The 3,391-nt window shown below is 65.9% G+C and carries 3 protein-coding genes; all 3 read right to left on the bottom strand.

Annotation, left to right across the window (positions count from 1 at the left end):
* Positions 1-185: 185 nt before the first annotated feature.
* The gene (locus tag JOY90_RS30780; RefSeq protein ID WP_291694866.1) at positions 186-1,028 is read right to left on the bottom strand and encodes a transglutaminase family protein; all 843 of its coding nucleotides are present in this window, start codon (positions 1,026-1,028) and stop codon (positions 186-188) included.
* A gap of 69 nt (positions 1,029-1,097) precedes the next feature.
* Positions 1,098-2,042 (bottom strand): alpha-E domain-containing protein, encoded by a 945-nt coding sequence (locus JOY90_RS30775; protein ID WP_291694865.1) that lies wholly within the window; start codon positions 2,040-2,042, stop codon positions 1,098-1,100.
* Positions 2,043-2,371: 329 nt separating this feature from the next.
* Positions 2,372-3,391, bottom strand: a 1,020-nt coding sequence (locus JOY90_RS30770) for a circularly permuted type 2 ATP-grasp protein (RefSeq protein ID WP_291694864.1), incomplete at its 5' end; no start/stop codon positions are given.

The following is a 3,391-nucleotide window of genomic DNA, read 5'->3' as shown; positions in this document are numbered from 1 at the left end:
TGTGAGTGAAAACTTCGGACTAAGCGGGCCACTCGCACCGAAGCGCACCACGCAAACGGTGCAGCGTGCCCACCATCCAGATCGATGCTGCCGAGAGAATGGTGGGCACGCTCCTGCCTTTGCGTGGCAGGCGTCAGTGCCAGTGGCCCGCTTAGTTAGCCCACCCTACAGATCGTGCTCGCGGCTCACGACTGCGTCTGCGATTGCCATTGTCCCGGTCGGCCGGCCTGCTCGACCGTGACCGCCACCGACAGCGCCTCGGTGCCGCCGCCGTAGCGGGTGCCGCGGATCGGGGCGGCGCCGAGATAGTCGAGGCCTGTGGCGATGCGCGCATGGGCGTCCGTGGTGCAGATGCAGTTCGCCGCGTCGAAGCCGACCCATCCGAGATCGGGCACGAAGGCTTCCGCCCAGGCGTGGCCGGCCGGCTGGCGGGTCATGCCGTCGGAGCGCAGGAAGTGCCCGGAGACGAACCGCGCCGGCACGCCGCCGGAGCGGGCGCAGGCGATGAAGATGTGCGCATAGTCCTGGCAGACGCCGCGCTTGAGACCAAAAGCCTCCACCGCCGAGGTGCCGCTGGTGGTCGGGTCCTCGTCGAAGGTCATGTGCTCGCTGATCTGGGTCATCAGCGTATGCAGGAAGCCGAGCACGTCGTGCTCGGATTCGGCGCGCAATGCGCGCGCGAAATTGGCCATCGCCGGATTGACCGCGGTGAGCTGCGTCGTGCGCAGGAACAGGCCGGGCGGGAAGCGCTCGTTGGTGCCGCGCAGCACGCCGCCGGTGTCGTGGGTCTCGATCAGTCCGCTCACGGTGATGGTGAGGTCGGCGATCGCGCCGTGCGTCATCACATGGGTGATGTTGCCGAACGCGTCCTCATGCATGTCCATCCGCGCGTCGCTGGAGACGTCGATCCGCCATTCCGCGACGTATTGCCCGTCATGGCTGCCCGGCGTCATCCGCAGGACCTGGATCACGCCGGTCGCGGGCGGCTCGTAGCGGTAGGTGGTGGCATGGGCGATACGCAGGCGCATGGCGGTCGGTCAATGATGATGGCTGTCGACGCGGAGCGCCGGGAGGGGCTCTTCCAGGTTGCGCTCGGGTCAGGTCAGGTACTGCTTGGTGACAATCTCGCCGAGCCGCGCATTGTCCGCAATAAACTCCTGGATGAATTCATGCACGCCGTGCTGGAAGATGTCGTTCATGTTGCTGTGCTCCAGGCGGTTGCGGACGCCGCGGGCATGGCGCTGCGACGGGCCCTGACGGCCGTAAGCGACGCCGATCTGGTCGAGATTGCGCACCAGATTGCCGTAGCAGCTCGCCAGCGATCGCGGTAGCGAATCGTTGAGGATCAGGAGGTCGGCGATCAGCCAGGGTTTCAGGGTCTCGCGATAGACCCAGTGATAGGCTGTCTGCGCCGAGACCGAGCGCAGGATCGAGCTCCACTGGTAGAAGTCGAGCGGGCCGCCGACATGCTCTTCTTCCGGCAGCAGCACGTGATATTTGACGTCGAGGATGCGGGCGGTGTTGTCGGCACGCTCGAGATTGACGCCCATCCTCGAGAACCAGTAGGCGTCGTTGCGCAGCATGGTGCGGTAGGCCGAGCCGTCGAAGCGCAACGAGGCCTCCTGCACGAAGCGCAGGAACCGCGCCAGCTCGTCGCGGCTCGATGTCCCCTTGCTCCACACCCCCTGCAATTCCAGCCAGGCGCCGTTGATGGTGTCCCACATCTCGCCGGTCAGCGCGGTGCGCACCGAGCGCGAGTTCAGCCGCGCCGCCTCGATGCAGTTCCTGATCGAGGAGGGGTTGGCCGGGGCAAAGGCCAGATATTCGACGACGTTCTGCTCGTTGGCTTCCGCATAGGTGTCAAAGAAGCTCTGGCTGACGCCGGCGGTGAGCAGCGCCGACTCCCATTCGTTGCTCTTGCCGACATAGGCCGCCGGGAGCGCGGTGACCCGCAACGTCGCCTCGATGGTACGCGCGATGTATTCGGCCCGTTCGACGTAGCGGGCGAGCCAGAAGAGGTTTTCGGCGGTGCGCGACAGCATGCGACTAGCTCGTTTCCCTCCCCCCTCGTGGCAGGGGTGTTGCATTTGCAATGAACGAAGCGGCGGGGTTCACCCTCCCCTGGAGGGGGAGGGTCGGCACGCAATCGAGCGAAGCGAGATGCGTGACGGGGTGGGGTGATCTCTCAGCTCGACCACCGTCTGTAATGGATAGACTGTCACCCCACCCCGATCGCTTCGCGATCGACCCTCCCCCTCCAGGGGAGGGTGAGGCACCGCTCGTGCCGATAGTTCGCGTCATAAGCGATAGCCCCGCCCTCCAGGGGAGGGAGGAGGAGCCAAACCACTTCGTTCTTTCCGGATGGCGCATCTCACTCATCCAGTATCCAGGTGTCCTTGGTGCCGCCGCCCTGGCTCGAATTGACCACCAGCGAGCCTTCCTTCAGCGCGACCCGCGTCAGCCCGCCGGGCACGATGGTGACGCGCTCGCGGCCGGTCAGCACGAACGGACGCAGGTCGACATGGCGCGGCGCGAGGCCGCTAGCCGTGCAGGTCGGGCAGGTCGACAGCGCCAGCGTCGGTTGCGCGATGAAACCCTCCGGCTCGCGCTTCAGCTTGTCGCGGAACGCCTCGATGGTGGCCTTGGTGGCCGCGGGCCCGATCAGCATGCCGTAGCCGCCCGAGCCGTGCACCTCCTTGACCACGAGCTCGCCGAGATGGTCGAGCACGTAGGACAGGTCCTGCGCCTCGCGGCAGCGCCAGGTCTGCACGTTCTTCAGGATCGGCTCCTCGCCGAGGTAGAATTTCACGACGTCGGGCATATAGGAGTAGACCGCCTTGTCGTCGGCAATTCCGGTGCCGACCGCATTGGCGAGCGTGATGTTGCCGGCGGCATAGGCCGACATCAGCCCGGGCACGCCGAGCGCCGAATCGGGCCGAAAGGTGAGGGGGTCGAGGAAGTCGTCGTCGACCCGGCGGTAGATCACGTCGACGCGCTTCAGGCCCTCGGTGGTGCGCATGAACACCTCGTCGTTCTTGACGACGAGGTCGCGGCCCTCGACCAGTTCGATGCCGAGCTTGTCGGCGAGGAAGGAGTGCTCGTAATAGGCGGAATTGTAGATGCCGGGCGTCATCAGCGCCACGGTCGGCTCGGCGGAGACGGAATGCGGCGCCACCGAGCGCAGTGCGGAGAGCAATTGATCCGGGTAGCGTTCGACCGGCGCGACGCGGTGGCGGGCGAACAGGTCCGGAAACAGCCGCATCATGATCTCGCGGTTCTCGAGCATGTAGGACACCCCCGAGGGTGTGCGAGCATTGTCCTCCAGCACGATGAAATCGTTGTCGTCGACCCGCACGATGTCGATCCCCGCGATGTGCACGTAGACATCGTG

Origin of the sequence: Bradyrhizobium sp. (genome assembly GCF_019242285.1) — a bacterium.
In the GTDB taxonomy this organism is placed as follows: Bacteria; Pseudomonadota; Alphaproteobacteria; order Rhizobiales; family Xanthobacteraceae; genus Bradyrhizobium.
This window is presented reverse-complemented; position numbering and strand designations above follow the sequence as displayed.